This window comes from Streptomyces sp. NPDC017940 (assembly GCF_044328435.1).
Taxonomy (GTDB): Bacteria; Actinomycetota; Actinomycetes; order Streptomycetales; family Streptomycetaceae; genus Streptomyces.
This window is the reverse complement of record NZ_JBIRHJ010000006.1, coordinates 301,016-316,587: the sequence shown is the minus strand read 5'-3', so window position 1 is coordinate 316,587 and position 15,572 is coordinate 301,016. Positions and strand designations below refer to the sequence as shown.

At 73.5% G+C, this 15,572-nt stretch carries 11 protein-coding genes; 7 read left to right on the top strand and 4 right to left on the bottom strand.

Going from position 1 to position 15,572, the window contains the following annotated elements; translation table 11 throughout:
* Window positions 1-522: 522 nt before the first annotated feature.
* From ACH4DX_RS22450 to ACH4DX_RS22440, 3 genes are all read left to right on the top strand, one after another.
* Entirely contained in the window at window positions 523-1,290 is a 768-nt protein-coding gene (locus ACH4DX_RS22450) for a GPP34 family phosphoprotein (protein ID WP_398121304.1), read from the top strand.
* 329 nt (window positions 1,291-1,619) lie between these two features.
* Window positions 1,620-2,477, top strand: coding sequence for a helix-turn-helix transcriptional regulator (locus ACH4DX_RS22445; RefSeq protein WP_030561887.1), 858 nt, complete (start codon window positions 1,620-1,622; stop codon window positions 2,475-2,477).
* A gap of 242 nt (window positions 2,478-2,719) precedes the next feature.
* The gene (locus ACH4DX_RS22440) at window positions 2,720-2,929 is read left to right on the top strand and encodes a DUF397 domain-containing protein (RefSeq protein ID WP_398121302.1); all 210 of its coding nucleotides are present in this window, start codon (window positions 2,720-2,722) and stop codon (window positions 2,927-2,929) included.
* Window positions 2,930-3,077: 148 nt separating this feature from the next.
* Here the strand turns inward: ACH4DX_RS22440 and ACH4DX_RS22435 are convergent, their stop codons facing one another.
* Complete coding sequence (locus ACH4DX_RS22435) at window positions 3,078-3,956, bottom strand: hypothetical protein (protein WP_398156399.1); 879 nt, start codon at window positions 3,954-3,956, stop codon at window positions 3,078-3,080.
* A gap of 97 nt (window positions 3,957-4,053) precedes the next feature.
* On the opposite strand from ACH4DX_RS22435, the gene ACH4DX_RS22430 reads away from it, so the two are divergent.
* From ACH4DX_RS22430 to ACH4DX_RS22415, 4 genes are all read left to right on the top strand, one after another.
* Window positions 4,054-4,839, top strand: a complete 786-nt coding sequence (locus ACH4DX_RS22430) for an SDR family oxidoreductase (RefSeq protein ID WP_398156398.1) — start codon at window positions 4,054-4,056, stop codon at window positions 4,837-4,839.
* Window positions 4,840-5,094: 255 nt separating this feature from the next.
* Entirely contained in the window at window positions 5,095-6,666 is a 1,572-nt protein-coding gene (locus ACH4DX_RS22425) for a sodium:solute symporter family protein (RefSeq protein ID WP_398121297.1), read from the top strand.
* Window positions 6,667-6,699: 33 nt separating this feature from the next.
* A complete protein-coding gene (locus ACH4DX_RS22420; RefSeq protein ID WP_398156397.1) occupies window positions 6,700-7,704 on the top strand; it encodes a GlxA family transcriptional regulator in 1,005 nt (334 codons plus the stop codon).
* Entirely contained in the window at window positions 7,701-8,501 is an 801-nt protein-coding gene (locus tag ACH4DX_RS22415) for a DJ-1/PfpI family protein (protein ID WP_398156396.1), read from the top strand. The genes ACH4DX_RS22420 and ACH4DX_RS22415 overlap by 4 nt, the downstream gene beginning before the upstream one ends.
* Before the next feature lie 33 nt (window positions 8,502-8,534).
* On the opposite strand, the gene ACH4DX_RS22410 is transcribed toward ACH4DX_RS22415, so the two are convergent.
* From ACH4DX_RS22410 to ACH4DX_RS22400, 3 genes are all read right to left on the bottom strand, one after another.
* Window positions 8,535-9,653 carry an ADP-ribosylglycohydrolase family protein gene (locus ACH4DX_RS22410; RefSeq protein ID WP_398121292.1) on the bottom strand — a complete coding sequence of 373 codons (1,119 nt, stop codon included), beginning with the start codon at window positions 9,651-9,653 and terminating at the stop codon, window positions 8,535-8,537.
* Between the two features lie 98 nt (window positions 9,654-9,751).
* On the bottom strand, window positions 9,752-12,361 hold the full coding sequence (locus ACH4DX_RS22405; RefSeq protein WP_398156395.1) for a tetratricopeptide repeat protein: 2,610 nt from the start codon (window positions 12,359-12,361) through the stop codon (window positions 9,752-9,754).
* 30 nt (window positions 12,362-12,391) lie between these two features.
* Window positions 12,392-14,938 (bottom strand): bifunctional FO biosynthesis protein CofGH, encoded by a 2,547-nt coding sequence (locus ACH4DX_RS22400; protein ID WP_398156591.1) that lies wholly within the window; start codon window positions 14,936-14,938, stop codon window positions 12,392-12,394.
* Between the last annotated feature and the right edge of the window lie 634 nt (window positions 14,939-15,572).

The following is a 15,572-nucleotide window of genomic DNA, read 5'->3' as shown; positions in this document are numbered from 1 at the left end:
AGGCACCCGCGGCGTCGGCGCCCCCACCCCCGGCGGCGGTGGAGGAACCTTCCCCCTCGGCCCCGCCCGCGTCGGACCCCGGGGCACCGGACCCCTCGGCCCCGCCCTCCGCGGAGGAGTCGTCGCCGGTCGCGACCCACGCGGCAACCGCAGCGCGCAGTCGTGCGTCTCCATTGACGTCGCCCGGCGCGGAGCCGGACGCCGCATCGGCCGACGCGTCGGACGCCGGAGCAGCGTCGCCCGCACCGTCCGAGGCGCCCCCGCCAGAAACCGTCTTCGACCTGTCGGGGAACTCGCCCGCCACCGATGCCTCCTCGTTCGCCGTACTCGCCGCACTTACCACGCAAAACCACCGTCCGGACCCACTGTCCGAACCGTGTACCAGTGTCCTGTGTGAGGGCTTAACCCCCGTGGTAGACGAGAACGACATACCTACTGGTTCCCGTACGTACCGCCCACGCGCTCTCGACAGACCAATGTGAGAGGGGTCACCCTGTCATTCATCCACGCGGGGAGGCATGGATGGGCAGGAGCCGCAGAACAATTCCGGAGGAGCTTCTGCTGCTCGCTCTGGACCCGGCCACGGGTACCACAGCGCAGCCGCAGTCGCTCGACCTCGGTCTGGCCGGAGCACAGCTAGTGGAGCTGGCGCTGGCCGGACGGATAGCCCCTGACGGGGATCGTATCGCCGTGGTGATGCCACGGCCGACCGGAGATCCGACTCTGGACTCCGCACTGGAACTGCTGCGCAGGCGCGGCAGCCCGGTACGGGCGGTCCACTGGATCGGCGGGCCCCGGCTGGGGCTGCGCCAGATTTACCTCTCGCATCTGGAGCGGTGCGGCATGGTGCATGCCGTGGCGGGCCAGATGTGCGGAGTGCTGCCGACGACTCGCTACCAAGCGACGGACACGGCGATCAGCAGGGACATCAGGTCCCGGCTCGATTCGGCGATCCGCACCGGTGTACCACCGGACCCGCGGACCGCGGCGCTCGCCGCGCTGGCCCACGCGGTCGGACTCGGCAAGCACCTGTATCCGGGCAACGAGGGCCGCTCGTCCCGTTCCCGGCTGCGGGACCTGATCAGGCACGACCCGATGGGCGGCCTCGTGGCGCACGCCGTGATGGACGTCCAGAACGGGGTGGCGGCGCAGCCGCGCCGCAGTCCCGCGACCGCGGGGCAGGGCGGGCGGCAGCCCGCACAGACGGCACGGGCCGTACCGGAACCCGGCAGGGTACCGATGCAGCCGCACCGGGGTGCGGGAGCCATGGCCCGCGCGGTCGCCCACTGAGCGACGACCGCCGAGTACGCAGTACCCAGTACCCAGTACCGAGCAGTGCGCGCTCACCGAAGTCCCCGGACCCGGTTCGGGAGCCGCTGGTGCGCGCGGGCGGGGCGCCGGATGTCCATGGAAGGGCACCGGCGCCCGGCCCGCGCGTCCGCAACCGCCGCACCCGGCACGGGCGTCGCGCGAGCGCCCGCCGCGACCGCCGCACCGGCACCCGCACCTGCCGCTGTTCTGCTGTTCTGCTGTTTCCCAGCGCCGAGTTGACCCGTGGTGGCACTCTGCATGGCAGCAGACACGCAAAATAGAGGCATAGTGCCGGAGGTGCACGTCCCGTGGCGTCCAATGTCAATCCCACTGTCAGGCGACGCCGGCTCGGACAGGAGCTGCGCCGGCTGCGCGAGCTGAAAGGCATGACGGCGGAGGAGGTGGCGGAGCGACTGCTCGTCTCGCAGTCGAAGATCAGCCGCCTGGAGAACGGCCGCCGTTCCATCAGCCAGCGCGACGTCCGCGACCTCTGCGGGGTGTACGAGGTCGAGGACCACCGCATCGTCGACTCGTTGATGCAGATGGCCAAGGACTCGCGCCAGCAGGGCTGGTGGCACTCCTTCGGCGACATCCCGTACAGCGTGTACATCGGCCTGGAGACGGACGCCGCCTCCTTGCGGGTGTACGACCCGCAGGTCGTCCCCGGCCTGCTCCAGACCCGTCCGTACGCGGAAGCCCTGATCACCGGCGCGCTGCCGGAGACAACACCGACAGACATCGAGAAACGGGTGCAGGTCCGGATGCGCCGCCAGGAGCGCGTCGCGGCGCCGGAGAACCCGCTGCGCCTGTGGACCGTCCTGGACGAATCCGCGCTGCGCCGCGTCGTCGGCACCCGCGCGCTGATGCGCGAGCAACTGGAACACCTCGTGGAACAGTCGCAGCTGCCCCATGTGACGGTGCAGGTGATCCCGTTCGAGATGGGTGCGCACCCGGGACTGAACGGGCAGTACGCGATCCTGGAGTTCCCGGACGCGTCGGATTCCAGCGTGGTCTATATCGAGGGCGTCACCAGCGACCTCTATCTGGAAAAGGCGAACGACGTCCAGCAGTACAGCGTCATGTACGAGCACCTGCGGGCGCAGGCGCTGAATGTGGAGCAGTCCCGTCAGCTGATCGCGGACATCGCCAAGGACTACGCCCGCTGACACCCGGTGCCCCCGGTGTCCACATCGACCCCTCGAAGCCCGGGGCCGAAAAAATGCCGCACAGTACACCTTGGCCATAGTGCGGCGGAAGACCCTCCTGGAATATGCCATCCGGTTGAGTGAACGACCCATCCGCCGATCGATGTTGGCGAGTAGCGTCATTCACGCCAACAGCAAGCACGTTGGCGAGGGCCGCGACAAGCGGTCACAGCAATTCACCAACTGGGTAAAACGGAGCGAACATGGCTATTCAGCAGGGTGCCTCGCACGCGTGGACCAAGTCTTCCTACTCCACCGGCAACGGCGCTTGCGTCGAGGTCAAGTCGCCGGTGACGCAGGCGATTTCCGTGCGGGACTCGAAGGTCTGCGACGGCCCGGTCATCGCCTTCCCGGCCTCGTCCTGGAACGCCTTCGTGGCCGAGGTCCGCGGCGGGGCCCACGACCGCGGGTGATACGTGCCACTACCGACCGACACCACCGCATAAGCACCACGCAGCGCCGTGACACCGCTGCGACGCACCATCGCATGAGCCCTCTCGACTGGTCCGCCGTCCTGGCCGAGGGGGCTCGGCCTTGCCCCGGCGGGGCCCGTCAGCCGCGTCAGCGCAGCTGGTCCACGTACCGGTCCGTGCCCGGGACCGTCGGGACGAAGGGCGCGACCAGTTCCACCCGTCCGAGGCCCGAGGCGGCCACCGGCTCCGCCAAGGCCCCCGCGGCGGGGGCGAAGCGCTCCGGCCAGCAGTCCCGCGGATCGCACTCCAGGAACCACAGCAGGGTCAGCCGGGTGTCGACGCCCTCGACCTGGGGCACATAGGTCATCCGGTCCCCCGGCAGCGGCGTCGGCCGGAAGACCAGCACCATCGCCGCCGGTGACCCCGCGAGGGCCTTGGGCAGCCGCCGCGCCACCAGCCACTCCAGGAGCTCCGCGCGCCGCCCGGGCCCCCCGGCGTCGACGACCTCGAGGACGAGCCCCCGGTAGGGGTGGTCCAGGGCGTGGAAGTCGCGGGGGCCCGCGGCGCCGTCCCGGTACACGGTCGCCTCGTGGTCCTGGAACGCGGTGAAGACATGGGTGCGGGCCCGGTGGACGCGGCTGTCGCGGTTCAGCCGCTTGTTGATGCCGACGGTCCACCTCATGTGGTCGGTGTAGCGCCCCTCGGTGATCCAGTACGTGGAGAGGTAGCAGCCTGCCGTCACGGGCCGCGCGACCGCCGACTCCTCGGGGTGGCGCAGGAGCTGGAGGTCCCGGGTCGCCACCCAGCGGCGCCCGGCGTACATCCAGGGCATCGCCATCGCGCCCGCGTAGTAGTGGTCGTCCTCGTACCAGCGGTTGTAGGCGTACTCCTGGCCGGGGTGCGGCTCGACCAGGGTGATCAGCGCATGCCCCGGGCGCACCCCGTAGGGCCCGACGGCGGCCAGCTCGCCGTACACGTCACCGCGCGTCCCCCCGTCCGTGCCGCTCCCGCCGCCCCGCTCGCCCATGGCGCACGCACCCCTCTCCGCCTCTTCCTTCCGTCCCCGGCCGTCCTTACTCTGACGCTCCGTCAGACCATGCGCCAGAGAGCGAGCCGGAGGAATCGTGTCACTGCTCACCGGCAAGACCGTCGTCGTCTCGGGGGTGGGTGCGGGTCTCGGCCACGAGGTCGCCGCCGCCGTCGTACGGGACGGGGGGTGCGCCGTGCTCGGCGCGCGCACCGAGGAGAACCTCGCAAGGACCGCCGCCGCCGTCGGCGCGGACGGCGGGCGGGTCGCGTACCGGGTCACGGACATCACCGACGAGGACCAGTGCCGGGCCCTCGCCGCGCTGGCCGTCGAGCGCTTCGGGCGGATCGACGCACTGGTCCAGGTCGCCGCCCGGGACAGCCACTTCGGCGGCCTGGAGGAAGCGGACTTCACCACCTGGAGCGGCGTCCTCGACGTGAACCTGCTCGGCTCGCTGCGCATGACCCGGGCGTGCCTGCCGGACCTGAAGAAGCACGGCGGCTCGGTGGTGCTCATCGGTACGCAGTCGTCGGTGGCCGCGCCGTCGCAGGTGCGGCAGGCGGCGTACGCGGCGTCCAAGGGCGCGCTGGTGTCGGCGATGTACTCGCTGGCGCGCGAACTCGGCCCGCACCGGATCCGCGTGAACACGGTCCAGCCCGGGTGGATGTGGGGGCCGCCCGTGGAGGCGTACGTGAAGTTCACGGCGGGCACCGAGGGCGTACCGGAGGCGGAGGTGAAGCGGCGGCTCGCCGAGCGGATGGCGCTGCCGGACCTGGCGACGGACGGCGACGTCGCGGACGCGTGCGTGTTCCTGGCGTCCGACAGGGCGCGGGCCATCACGGGCCAGTCGCTCCTGGTGAACGCGGGGGAGCTGATGCGCTGACCGGGCCCTCCGGGGGGCGGTGGCCGACCGCCTTCCGGAGGGCTTTCGCCACTCCTCCCCTAATCACATACGTGAACCAAGGTCGCCAACTCGAACGATTTTACTTCCTCTTGACCATGCGGGCGGTTGTCCGTGTCGGGCCCCCGAATCCACGATGAGCGGGCACTTCGCGGCCGTGACTGCGCCGTACGGGCGAAGTGGGCGCCTTTTCAGCGGAGTTGACCGAGTTCACAGGGCGGACCCCTTGGAGGGGCAATGAACGGTCTCGACTGGGCCGTGCTCATCGCGTACTTCGGCGTGATGGTCGCGATCGGCGTCTGGTCCCACAAGCGGGTGGACAACGTCAGCGACTTCTTCACCGCGGGCGGGAAGATGCCCTGGTGGCTGTCCGGCATCTCGCACCACATGTCGGGCTACAGCGCGGTGATGTTCACCGGCTACGCCGGCATCGCCTACACCTACGGCGTCACGTCGTTCATCACCTGGTCGTTCCCCATCGCGCTCGGCATCGCCATCGGGGCCCGCCTGTTCGCGCCGCGCATCAACCGGCTGCGCTCGCGCCTGCACGTCGCCTCGCCCCTGGAATACCTGAAGAACCGCTACAACCTCCCCACCCAGCAGGCGCTCGCCTGGTCCGGCATGCTCCTGAAGATCGTGGACGTGGGCGCGAAGTGGGCCGCCATCGCGACCCTGCTCTCCGTGTTCACCGGCGTCTCACTGAACCAGGGCATCCTCGTCACCGGCGTCGTCACGGCGATCTACTGCACCATCGGCGGACTGTGGGCCGACGCGCTCACCGAACTCGGCCAGTTCGTCATCCAGCTCCTGGCCGGGGTCGCCATGTTCGTCGCGGTCGTGGTGGAACTCGGGGACTACGGCGGCTTCTTCGGCGTCTGGGACCGGCCCGAGCTCGACGGCCACGCGAAGCCGCTGGTCGGGCCCTACGGCACGGTGTTCCTGCTGGCGTTCCTCTTCATCAAGCTCTTCGAGTACAACGGCGGCATGCTCAACCAGGCCCAGCGCTACATGGCCACGGCCGACGCCCGCGAGGCATCCCGGTCCGCGAGGCTGTCCGCGGCCCTGTGGCTGGTGTGGCCGCTCGTCCTCTTCTTCCCCATGTGGATGTCGCCGCTGCTCGTCGACGCGAAGAAGCCCGACGGCTCGGACTCCTACGCCCTGATGACGGAACAACTCCTGCCCCACGGACTCCTCGGCCTGGTCGTCGTCGGCTTCTTCTCCCACACCATGGCCATGTGCTCGTCCGACGCCAACGCCATCGCCGCCGTCTTCACCCGGGACGTGGCACCGGTGCTCTCCCGGAGGGCACGCGCCTGGAACGACCGGTCCGGGCTCGTCGCCGCGCGGCTCACGACCGTCGTCTTCCTCGGCCTGTCCATGGCGGTGGCCACGCAGGTCGACTCCCCCGCCCTCAAGGACATCATCACCGTCGTCATCAAGTGGGTCGCCGGACTCATGGGCCCCATCGCCATCCCGATGATGCTGGGCCTGCTGCGGCAGTTCCGCCGCTCGGGGCCCACGGCGGCGCTCACCAGCTGGGGCGTCGGGCTGCTCGCCTTCTGGCTGGTCAACTACCCCGTCCACTGGAACGTCGACGGCGGCGTACCGCTCCAGTACCAGGTGTCGGTCCCCCTCGCCGTCTCGCTCCTCCTCTACGTCGTCGTCGGCCGGCTCAAGCCGGAGGACACTCCGGAGCGGGACGCCCTGATCGAACGCATCAACACCGACGGGGACGACGACGGCGACGTGCACTCCGCCGCCGCCGTGCCCCCGCGGGCCGAACCCGCGCCCCCCGGACCGGCCGCCTGAACTCCCCCGCGGGGGGCGGCGGAGCATGGGGGCATGCAGACCGCGAGACGCGTACTGATGGTGGCGTACGACGACGCCCAGATCCTCGACATCGCCTGCCCGAGCGGCGCCCTGGACATAGCCAACCGCTACGGCGCGAACCCCCCGTACCGCATAGAACTGGCCACCGTGGCCCACCGCCCGGCCCGCACATCGGCCGGCATCACCCTGGCCGCCGGGCAACGCCTGGAGACGGTCAAGGGACCCCTGGACACCCTCCTCGTGGCCGGCGGCACCGGCTACGAGGCGGCCGCGGCCGACCCCCGCCTGGTCACCCAGGTCCGCCGCCTCGCGGACCACAGCCGCCGCGTCGCCTCCGTCTGCACCGGCGCCTACGTCCTGGCCGCCGCGGGCCTCCTGGACCACCGCCGCGCCACCACGCACTGGGGGTACGGCGAGGACCTCGCCGCCCGCCACCCGGCGGTGGCCGTCGACACCGCCCCCCTGTACGTACGCGACGGCAACGTCTACACCTCCGCGGGCGTCACCAGCGCCCTGGACCTCACCCTGTCCCTCATCGAGGACGACCACGGCCCGACCCTGGCCCGCGCGGTGGCCCGCGAACTGGTCTCCTACCTCCACCGCCCCGCCGACCAGGCCCAGATCAGCATGTTCCTGGCGGCGCCCCCACCGGGCGACCGCCTGGTCCGCGACCTCGCGGGACACATCGCCGCGCACCTCTCCGACGACCTGACCCCCGCCGCCCTCGCCGCCCGCGCGGGCGTCAGCACCCGGCACCTGACCCGCCTGTTCACCACCCACCTCGGCACCACCCCGGCCCGCGCGGTGCGCGCCGCCCGCACCGAGGCCGCCGCCCACCTGGTGCGCTCCAGTGCCCTGTCGCTCGCGGCCGTCGCACGCCGCTGCGGCTTCGGGTCCGCGCAGACGCTGCGGCAGGCGTTCCTCGACCACTATGGCGCGGGCGGGGACAGGATTCGCAGGATGCCGGACATGCCCCGGCCACGGGCGCCGCTGGGCCGACAGACTCCCGTGCCATGACGGACACAGACCCGGGCCGCCGCGCCCTCCTCCGCGGCACCACGGCCACCGCCGCCACCGCGGCCCTCGCCACCGCGGGCCTCGCCGGGGCCCCCACGGCCACCGCGTCCCCGTACCCGTACGCCACCGGGAAGCCCGGCGGCAGCCACGGCCCCCGTATCGGCATCCTCCTGTACGACGGCTACAGCCTGCTCGACCCCACGGGCCCCGCCGAAGTCCTGTCCCGGCTGCCCGGCGCGAGCGTCACGATGCTCGCCGAGCGGCGCGGCCCCGTGCGGACGGACACCGGTGACGTGGCCGTCGTCGCGGAGCGCGCCCTCGACGACGCGGGCCGCCTCGACGTGCTCCTCGTCCCCGGCGCGGGCAACCGCGGGACGATCGGCGCGATGGAGAACAGGCGCCTGCTGCGGTGGATCCGCGAGACCGACCGCCACACCCGCTTCACCACGTCCGTGTGCACGGGCTCGCTGGTCCTCGCCGCGGCCGGGCTGCTCGACGGGCGCCGCGCGACGACGTACTGGGCGTCGGCCCCGTACCTGGAGCAGAACTTCGACGTGACCTACGTACCGGAACGGTATGTGCGCTCCGGCAAGTTCCTCACCGGCGCGGGCGTCTCGGCGGGCATCGACATGGCCCTGTACCTGGCGGCGCTGCTCACCGACGAGGAGACGGCGCGGGCGGTCCAACTGGCCGTCGAGTACGACCCGCGGCCGCCGTTCGACGCGGGCAACGCCCAGGAGGCGAGCGCCGAGGAGAAGGCGCGGGCGCTGGAGCTCCTGGCGGACTCCCAGGTGTGAGCCCCCCTGGCCCCGGAACGGAACGGGCACCCCTCAGGCCCGTGGATACCGCGCCAGCCACCCGGGTGCCGCCCCCGCCGGGCTGTGGAGCGCCGGGCCCTGTGTCATCTCCATGGCGAAGTCGTCGGCGAGTTCCAGGACGGTGGCGCGCCCCTCCAGCTCGGTGAGCCAGCCCGGGGGGAGCGCGGTCTCGCCGTGCAGGGCGCCGAGGAGGGCGCCGCACAGGGCGCCCGACGCGACCGACGAGCCGCCGTGGTTGACGGCCAGCCGCAGCCCGTGCCGGATGTCCTCGCCCACGAGGGCGCAGTACACGGCGGCGGCGAGCGCGCCGACCGCGCCGCCGTCGCCGACGAGTTCGGTGACGCGCGACGCGGTGGGCATGCCCTGCCGTACGGCGCCGAGTGCGTGCCGCAGCCCGTCGGTCACGGGCTGGTGGCCCGGACGTGCGGCGAGCAGGGCGAGGGTGCGCTGGACGGCGCCGTCCAGGGACTCGCCGCGGGCGAGGCCGTGCACGAGGACGGCGTGCGCGCCCGCGGTGAGGAAGGCGGTGGGGTGCCCGTGCGTCTGCACGGCGCACTCGACGGCGAGCTGGAGCACCAGCTGCGGCTCCCAGCCGACGAGCAGCCCGATGGGCGCCGCCCTGGTGGCGGCCTCCGGGCCCTGCTCACCGGGGTTCTTCGGTACGTCGAGGGTGCCCATGCGGTCGTCGGCGAGTCCGGTGAGGCAGGCGCGGGAGGGCGTGCGGCGCGCGTACAGCCACTCCTCGCGGGCCAGCCAGCCGTCCTCCGCGCGGCGCTCGTCGGGGCCCCAGTCGCGCTGGGTCGCCGCCCAGCGGCGGTAGGCGCGGTGCAGGTCGGTGGGCGGGTGCCAGGCGCCGGTGTCGCGGCGCACCTGGGCGCGTATCAGCCCGTCGACGCTGAACAGCATCAGCTGGGTCGCGGCGGTCACCGCGCCGCGCCGCCCGTGCGCGGCGACGAGTTCGGTGAGGCCCTCGCTGCCGTGGGCCTCGCGGATCGCGTCGAGGGAGAGACCGTCGACCGGCGCCCCGAGCGCGTCGCCGACGGCGGCCCCGAGCAGCGCGCCGCGCACCCGGCTGCGGAAGTCCTGCTGCTCGGTGCGGCCCCACACCCCGGTGGCTGCTCCAGTGCTCACCGAACCCCCTTTCTCGCGCCCCGGCGTCCGACACCGCAGCACTGTAATCGAACGGGAACGGTGGGTTCAGGGCACAAGTTATTTGTACGGAGGTGCCCTTACGGCGGCATTTGCTGCTGCTGGTCCCCCGCGCGGGGCGGGCCCGGCGGCTCCCGCAGCCGGTCGAGTTGTTCCCGCGCCCAGTCGTAGCCCGGGTCCAGTTCCAGGGCCCTCTCCAGGTCGGCCAGGGCCGGGCCGGTGTTGCCGAGGGCCTCGTGGGCCAGGGCGCGGCTGCCGAAGGCCCAGGTGTAGCCGGGGTCGAGGGAAAGGGCGCGGTCGTATGCGGCGAGTGCCTCCTCGTGGCGGCCCGCGAAGCGCAGGACGTCGCCTCGTTCTCCGGCGACGCGGGACTCCTCCGGGGTGAGGCGCTCCGCCCGGTCGAGGTCGGCCAGGGCGGCCCGGGTGTCGCCGAGCACCGAGTGGACGTGGGCGCGGCGCACGAGGGCCCAGGTGTAGTCGGGCCAGAGGGCAAGGGCCTGGTCGAAGTCGGCCAGGGCGTCCTGCGGGCGGCCGAGGACGTGCTTCACCTGGGCGCGGCTGCCCAGCGTCAACGGCTCGTCCGGGCCGAGGTCGTGGGCCCGGTCGAGTTCGGCGAGGGCTTCCTCGTGGCGCCCCGCCCTGCGGTAGGTCTCGCCGCGCTCGCGGGCCACCAGGGCCGCGCCGGGCAGCAGTTCCCCGCACCGGTCGATGTGCCGCAGGGCCGCCGCGTGGTCACCGGGGCCGCCGCGTGCCCGCAGGGTGACGGCGAGGCCGTGGTGTCCCCACGGGTCGTCGGGGTCGAGCTCGATCGCGCGCGTGTGGTCGTCGATGGCCCGCTCCGGCAGGCCCGCGCCGAAGTGGCACCAGCCGCGCGCGTTGTACGCGGCCACGCGGCCCTCGTCGTCGAGACCGCCGCGGGCCAGGAGCAGGTCGACGACGCGGGCCGGGCCGAGGCGTTCGTCGGCGAGCGCCGTCAGGCACCGTTCGCCCCAGCGCCGCAGCCGTTCGTCCCCGGTGTCCTCACCCGCGTCCACCAGGACCCGCGCCCACACGCGGGCCACCGCCTCGTACCGGGTCTGCGCGTGGCAGGCGTCGGCGCCCTCCCGCAGCGCCCCGGCGAGCGCGGAGCCGGGGTGCGCGCACAGCTCGTGGTACAGCTCCTCGGCGCGCAGGGCCCGCCACGCGGCGCCGCTCCACGGCCGGCCGGCCGCCCATCCGCGGCCCGTTGCCCCGCGGCCGCCCTGCCCGGCGCCCTCCTCCCGTTCGCACGCCCGCCGTCTGGCCGCGAACGCCGCGGCGAGGCGGGTGTGGCCCGCGGTCCACTTCTGCGGGGCGGTGGTGCGGCGCAGGCGGAGCATGGGGGCGCGGACGACGTCGTGGTAGCGGGCGCCGCCCTCGCCGCGGTCGGTGACGAAGGGGAGGGTGCGCAGCCAGGCGTAGGCCTCCGCGGCGGCGCCCGGCCCGTTCCCGGCCCCGGACGCGGCGTCGGCACCGGCACCGGACGCGGCGTCGTCTCCGGCACCGGCATCGATCCCGGTAGCCGCCCCCACCACCTCCTCGTCCAGGCGGCGGGGCAGCGCGCAGTCCAGGGCCGCCGCCCGCCGTACCGGGTCCGGTTCCCAGCGCAGGAACCGCTCGACGGCGCCCGCGCTCGGGTCGTGCACGTCGGCCGGGACGCGCGCTCCGGGTTCGGCCAGGGTCGAGACCAGGACGGGCAGCCGTCCGGACAGCCTGAGGACCTCCGCGACCACGGGTTCCGCGGTGACTCCCTTGGCGGCGAGCAGCCCGCGCGCCTCGTCCTCGGTGAACGGGGACAGCGGCAGGTCGCGGGCGAAGTCGCCGAAGTCCGGCCAGAGCTGGGGGTCGAGGGGGCGCTGGCCCGACAGGACCACGACGGTGTTCGCGGGGAGTTCGCCGTACCGGTCGGTGGTCATCAGGTCGCGCAGCCAGCGGTCGAGGAACGGCGCCGTCCGTTCGTAGGTGTCGAAGCACAGGACGAGCCAGGGGGCGGTGTCCGCCGCCGACGCCAGGTCCGTGGTGAGGGCGGGCGTGAGGGTGCGCTCCGGTTCCAGGAGGGGCCCGGGCCCGGCACCTGCGCCCTCGGGCTCCTCGTCCCCGGCGCCGCCGCGCAGCCGGTTCCCGAACCTCTCCCGCAGGCCGTCGGCGCCGCGCTCCAGCCGCTCCGGGTCCACCGCCGCCGCCGCGAACGGGCCGACCACCGGCACCATGCCGAGGCCGACGACGCCCGCCCTGGCGGCGAACCGGGCTCCGGCCGACGAAGGTCCCGGCGCGCCGGGGTCGGGGGGCGGTGCGGCCGCCGCCTCCCGCGCCCGCTGCCGGTACGCGGCGAGCGCCCGCTCCAGGGTCTTCAGGCGCCGCTCCTGCCGCGCGAACTGCGCGGCGACCTCCGTGAGCACCCGCGGCAGGGAGTCCGCCGCCTCGTCGGCGCGGGCGACCAGGGCGCCGCGGTCACGCGCGAGCCGGCCGAACTCGCGGAGCAGGGACGTCTTGCCCACGCCCGCGGGGCCGTGCACGCAGAACAGGAAGCGGTGCCGGTCGTCCTCCGGCGGCACGTCGAAGTTCTCCCCGAAGACCCGCAGTTCGTGCTGCCTGCCCACGAAGCCGGAGCGCCCGCGGCGCCGGATCAGCTCCTGCATCGACGGCCGCCCCGGCTCCCGCGCCCACGCCATGCCTGGCTCCTTCCGCCCGCCGGTACGGGCCTACGCGTCCAGGACCGGAAGGAGTTCCGGCAGGTGGCCGTCGGAGGCGGCGGCCGCCCGCTGCCGCTCCTGAGGCACCTCGCCGTACAGCGTCGTGCGCGGCCGCGACGGGCGGCCCGCCGCGTCGGCGATGGCGGTCAGGTCCTTGACGGAGCGGTACGAGCCGTAACTGGAGCCCGCCATCCGGGAGATCGTCTCCTCCATCAGGGTGCCGCCGAGGTCGTTCGCGCCGGAGCGCAGCATCTCCGCGGCGCCCTCCGTGCCGAGCTTGACCCAGCTGGTCTGGATGTGGGGGATGTGGGGGTGCAGGAGGAGCCGGGCCATGGCGGTCACGGCGCGGTTGTCGCGGGTGGTCGGGCCCGGGCGGGCGATGCCGGCCAGGTACACCGGGGCGTTGGTGTGGATGAACGGCAGCGTCACGAACTCGGTGAAACCGCCGGTCTCCTGCTGTACGGCCGCCAGTGTGCGCAGGTGGCCGAGCCAGTGGCGGGGCTGGTCCACGTGCCCGTACATCATCGTGGAGGAGGACCTGAGGCCGAGGTCGTGGGCCGTCCGCACGACCTCGATCCAGGTGGCGGCGGGGAGCTTGCCCTTGGTGAGGACCCAGCGGACCTCGTCGTCGAGGATCTCGGCGGCCGTGCCGGGGATGGAGTCGAGGCCCGACTCCTTGGCGCGCTGGAGCCACTCGCGGATCGACAGGCCGGTGCGGGTGGCGCCGTTGACGACCTCCATAGGCGAGAAGGCGTGCACGTGCATGCCGGGCACGCGCTCCTTCACCGCCCGGGCGATGTCGAAGTAGGCGGTGCCGGGCAGGTCGGGGTGGATGCCGCCCTGCATGCACACCTCGACCGCGCCGACGTCCCACGCCTGCTCGGCGCGGTCGGCGACCTGCGAGAGGGACAGGGTGTAGGCGTCGGCGTCGGTGCGGCGCTGGGCGAAGGCGCAGAAGCGGCAGCCGGTGTAGCAGACGTTGGTGAAGTTGATGTTGCGGGTGACGATGTACGTGACGTCGTCGCCGACCGCGGACTTGCGGACGGCGTCGGCGACGGAGCAGAGCGCGTCGAGGGCGGGCCCGTCGGCGTGCAGGAGCGCCAGGGCCTCCGCGTCGGTGAGGCGGGTCGGATCGTCGGCGGCCGTGGCGAGCGCCGCGCGCACGTCGCCGTCGATGCGGGACGGCACCATGCCGGGCGCGGCCTGCTCGCGCAGCGCCTCCCAGTCCCCGTACACCTCGTCGAAGTCGTCGCGCCGGTCGGCGGTGCGGCCCGTGGTGTCGATGGTGCGGTGCAGGTCGGTGCGGCCGGAGGAGGCGACGTACCCCTCGTCGGGCTCCTGCCAGGGCAGGCCGCGCACCGGGGCTTCGGGGTCGGCGAGGCCCGTGTCGGGGTCGGCGAGGGCCCGCACGTGCGGCAGGACACGCGGGTCGAGCCAGGGCTCGCCGCGCCGCACGAACTCCGGGTACACGCAGAGGCGTTCGCGGAGCGTGAAGCCCTCCGCCGCCGACCGCTCGGCCAGTTCCTCGATCTGCGGCCAGGGCTTCTCGGGGTTCACATGGTCGATGGTGACGGGTGAGACGCCGCCCCAGTCGTCGATGCCGGCGCGGATCAGGCGCCCGTACTCGCCGTCGACGAGGTTCGGCGGGGCCTGGACGCAGCCTGCGGGGCCCATGATGAGCCGGGCGACCGCGACCGTCGCCACCAGGTCGTCGATCTCGGCGTCCGGCATTCCGCGCATGGCCGTGTCCGGCTTGGCGCGGAAGTTCTGGATGATCAGCTCCTGGATGCCGTGGTGGGACCGCGCCACGCGGCGCAGCGCGAACAGCGCGTCGGCCCGCTCCTCGTACGTCTCGCCGATGCCGATGAGCAGGCCGCTGGTGAAGGGCACGGAGGAGCGCCCGGCGTCCTCCAGGACGCGCAGCCGGACGGCGGGCTCCTTGTCGGGCGAGCCGTGGTGGGGGCCGCCGGGCTCGCTCCACAGCCGCTCGGCCGTGGTCTCCAGCATCATGCCCATGCTGGGCGCGACCGGCTTGAGCCGCTGGAAGTCGGTCCAGGTCAGGACGCCCGGGTTGAGGTGCGGGAGCAGCCCGGTCTCCTCCAGGATCCGGATGGCCATGGCCCGTACGTAGGCGATCGTGTCGTCGTACCCGTGCGCGTCCAGCCACTCGCGGGCCTCCGGCCAGCGGTCCTCCGGCTTGTCGCCGAGGGTGATGAGGGCTTCCTTGCAGCCGAGCTCGGCGCCGCGGCGGGCGATGTCCAGGACCTCGTCCGGGGACATGAACATGCCGTGGCCGGCGCGGCGCAGTTTGCCGGGGACGGTCACGAAGGTGCAGTAGTGGCACTTGTCCCTGCACAGCCGGGTGAGCGGGACGAACACGCTCTTCGAGTACGTGATGACGCCGGCGCGTCCCTCGGCCGCGAGTCCCGCGTCCCGGACCCGTCCGGCCGAGGCCGCGAGGTCCTCCAGGTCGTCGCCGCGCGCCTGGAGCAGCACCGCGGCCTCCGCCACGTCGAGCGCGACCCCGTCCCTGGCCCGTTTCAGCGCCCGCCGCATGGCGTTGGCGGTGGGCCGGTCCTGCGCCTGGTCCTGTGCCCGGCCCTGCGCCCGGCCCTGTGCCTGGCCGGGGTCCTGAGGCTCGCGAGTGGTCATGCACCGAGCATACGAGCGCCCTCCCCCGGCCCCGCGGGCCCGGTGGCCGGAAGACGGCGCCCCGTCAGGGCCCCGTCAGGGGCGCGAGGAACGGCGCGCTCAGCCCGCGACAAGCCGCGGACGCGACTGCCGCGCCACCACGCAGACGCGTCTGCGGCCTTCCTGTGGCTGCTCGCGCAGTTCCCCGCGCCCCTAGGGGGGCGCCGGACAAGGCCCCGCCAGGGGCGCGAGGAACGGCGCGCTCAGCCCGCGACAAGCCGCAGACGCGACTGCCAAGCAAGCACGCAGACGCGTCTGCGGCCTTCCTGTGGCTGCTCGCGCAGTTCCCCGCGCCCCTAGGGGGGCGCCGGACAAGGCCCCGCCAGGGGCGCGAGGAACGGCGCGCTCAGCCCGCGACAAGCCGCAGACGCGACTGCCAAGCAAGCACGCAGACGCGTCTGCGGCCTTCCTGTGGCTGCTCGCGCAGTTCCCCGCGCCCCTAGGGGGCGGCGGACAAGGCCCCGTCAGGGGCGCGGGGAACGGCGCGCTCAGCCCGCGA

What these genes read in the sequence shown, in the direction of transcription:
- ACH4DX_RS22450 (WP_398121304.1), top strand. Translation starts at nt 523, where the DNA reads ATGGGCAGGAGCCGCAGAACAATTCCGGAGGAGCTTCTGCTGCTCGCT.
- ACH4DX_RS22440 (WP_398121302.1), top strand. Translation starts at nt 2,720, where the DNA reads ATGGCTATTCAGCAGGGTGCCTCGCACGCGTGGACCAAGTCTTCCTAC.
- ACH4DX_RS22435 (WP_398156399.1), bottom strand. Translation starts at nt 3,956, where the DNA reads ATGGGCGAGCGGGGCGGCGGGAGCGGCACGGACGGGGGGACGCGCGGT.
- ACH4DX_RS22425 (WP_398121297.1), top strand. Translation starts at nt 5,095, where the DNA reads ATGAACGGTCTCGACTGGGCCGTGCTCATCGCGTACTTCGGCGTGATG.
- ACH4DX_RS22420 (WP_398156397.1), top strand. Translation starts at nt 6,700, where the DNA reads ATGCAGACCGCGAGACGCGTACTGATGGTGGCGTACGACGACGCCCAG.
- ACH4DX_RS22415 (WP_398156396.1), top strand. Translation starts at nt 7,701, where the DNA reads ATGACGGACACAGACCCGGGCCGCCGCGCCCTCCTCCGCGGCACCACG.
- ACH4DX_RS22405 (WP_398156395.1), bottom strand. Translation starts at nt 12,361, where the DNA reads ATGGCGTGGGCGCGGGAGCCGGGGCGGCCGTCGATGCAGGAGCTGATC.
- ACH4DX_RS22400 (WP_398156591.1), bottom strand. Translation starts at nt 14,938, where the DNA reads ATGCGGCGGGCGCTGAAACGGGCCAGGGACGGGGTCGCGCTCGACGTG.